We start from the raw sequence: 2517 nt of genomic DNA, 5'->3' as shown, positions 1-2517 counted from the left end.
CTACCGAAAATAACTGGAAAAGAAAATTCAAAGGTATCCCTGCTTCTCCTTTAATTAGTAAAGAAGGTGACTACGCTGTATTCCTTAATTCAAATGATAGTTTAGTGATTGTTCCATTAGGTAAGAGTTTAGTTCAATACATACCTAATGTAGGTTCATTTACCATGTGTCAAAATGAAGTAAGTGAATGGATTGCCTATCAATTTGAAAAAAATAAAAAGCAATTAATCTTTCAAAACCTAAAAACTCATAAGAAATATACTTATAACCGATTAATTAGCAAAGTCATGGGCGATGATGGTAAAACAGTCATTCTGCAAACTGAAAAGAAAAATGGTGATAGAAATTTACAGGAATTAAAATGGATCGACTTACCTACGGGGAAAAGTACATTGATTTGGGAAGGAGTAAAAGCAAAAGATATCTTATTAGATCTTAAACATCATAAACTGGCATTTACTTCGGAAATTGGTTTATTTACTTATGATATGACTTCAGAGAAACTTAATTGTCTAATCAATCAACAAATGACACATTTAGATTCAGGATTGATATTCGAAAGAATTAAGCAGTTTAGTAATGACGGAGACATGCTTTTTATAGAGTTAAAGGGAGAAAAAAAAATAAAACCAAAACCAGGTTTGATTGAAATTTGGAGCTACCTAGACCATAAACTACAAACGCAACAAGAGAGTGAGATTGAAAGTCGAGTCTATGCAGCTGTTATAAATTTGACAAATGGTAAAATTATCCGATTAGAAAGTGAGTTTGAGCATTTAGGATCTAATATATTTAAGGATGAATCATCTGATACAATTAGAATTTTATATCATGATAGTGAGCTTATAGATGGTTTTTTTGGTAATCGCTTTGATCTGATTTTTCTAAAAAGCGGAAGAAGAATACCATTAAAATATAGGCCTGAAGGAATATCTCCCAACGGTAAATATATAGTCTACTTTGATCCGGAACAACATAGCTACATAAGCTATAATACGCAAACAAAACTAAGCCATGTGATATCCAATGCATTTTTAGAAAGCGGTAATGAACAAGGTTTAGTAAGGGCTGCAATTGCTGGCTGGTTAGATGATGATGAAAGTGTACTTTTCTATGATAGTTATGATATCTGGAAAATGGATCTATCTGGGCAGAAAACTCCTGTAAATTTGACAGCAGGATACGGTAGAAAACATGATTTTGTTTTCAATATTATATTTGGGCAGGGTAACCCATGCTTATTAAGAAAAGATCAAAAAATCATATTGACAGCATTTAATCTAAAATCAAAACAAAATGGATTTTATAGCATAGGACTTGAAAAAGTGAAAAAAATCGAATTGCTGAGTATAGGGAATTACCTTTATTGTTCTGGTCCTCATGGAGTTGTGATTGATGATGGTGGTTGGGTACCAATAAAGGCAAAAAACGCAAAGATTTATATAGTAAGTCGCATGAGCGCAAAAGAGGCACCGAACTATTTTAGTACAAAAGATTTTAAAACTTTTAGGGCTTTAAGTAATCTACATCCGGAGCGTGAATATAATTGGTATACGAGTGAGTTACATACTTGGACGTCTCTGGATGGAAGGAATCTGCAAGGAATTCTATATAAACCAGAAGATTTTGATCCAACAAAAAAATATCCAGTTATTTTTCATTATTACGAAACTAAATCAAATAATTTAAATGCTTATATAAAACCTGAACCTTTATCTGGTTGCTGCAACATTGATATACCAACATATGTAAACAATGGGTATTTAATCTTTATACCTGACATCATTTATAAGATAGGGGATCCAATGCAAGGGACTTACAATTCAGTAGTTTCGGCGGCTAAATATGTCAGTACTTTGCCTTTTGTGAATCCAAGGAAGATGGGTATTCAAGGTTGTAGTTGGGGAGGTATCCAAACTAATTATCTCGTAACACATACGAATCTATTTTCCGCTGCTTGTTCCGCATCAGGTATTGCTGATTGGATTGGTAGTTATGGAAGGTTATCTCCAAGTGGGGCTTCGTACAGGAGTTTGTACGAGGCGGGGCAAATAAGAATGGGGAAAACTATTTGGGAAATTCCTGATGCCTATATTAAGAACTCGCCAATTTTCCAATTGGACAAAATAACCACACCACTGTTAATCATGCATACTAAAAAAGACAGCGCATGTCCTTATGAAGATGCTATAGAATTTTTTACGGGACTTCGACGATTAGGAAAAAGAAGCTGGCTGTTAGCTTATTCTGAGGGGAATCACGGTGTTTGGGGTAAGGAGGCTAAGGACTTTAGTACTCGTATGATGCAGTTCTTTGACCACTATCTGAAGGACAAGCCAGCCCCAATATGGATGACGAGGGGTATAAGTGCTGAAAGACGTGGATTAGATGATGGATTGGCATATGATACAAAAATCAAAACACCGGGACCAGGATTGCTGACACCTGAGGAACAGAAGACGGTAGACAGTCTAATGACAAGAAAACCAATTTTAATAGAGTTGAAATAAATTAAAT

The 2517-nt window shown here is 34.6% G+C and carries 1 protein-coding gene; it reads left to right on the top strand.

Annotation, left to right across the window (positions count from 1 at the left end; genetic code table 11):
- Positions 1-2510, top strand: a 2510-nt coding sequence (locus DBR11_RS19170; protein WP_108554241.1) for a S9 family peptidase, incomplete at its 5' end; no start/stop codon positions are given.
- Positions 2511-2517: the final 7 nt, after the last annotated feature.

The sequence above is a fragment of the Pedobacter sp. HMWF019 genome (genome assembly GCF_003061025.1).
Lineage (GTDB): Bacteria > Bacteroidota > Bacteroidia > Sphingobacteriales > Sphingobacteriaceae > Pedobacter.
This window is presented reverse-complemented; position numbering and strand designations above follow the sequence as displayed.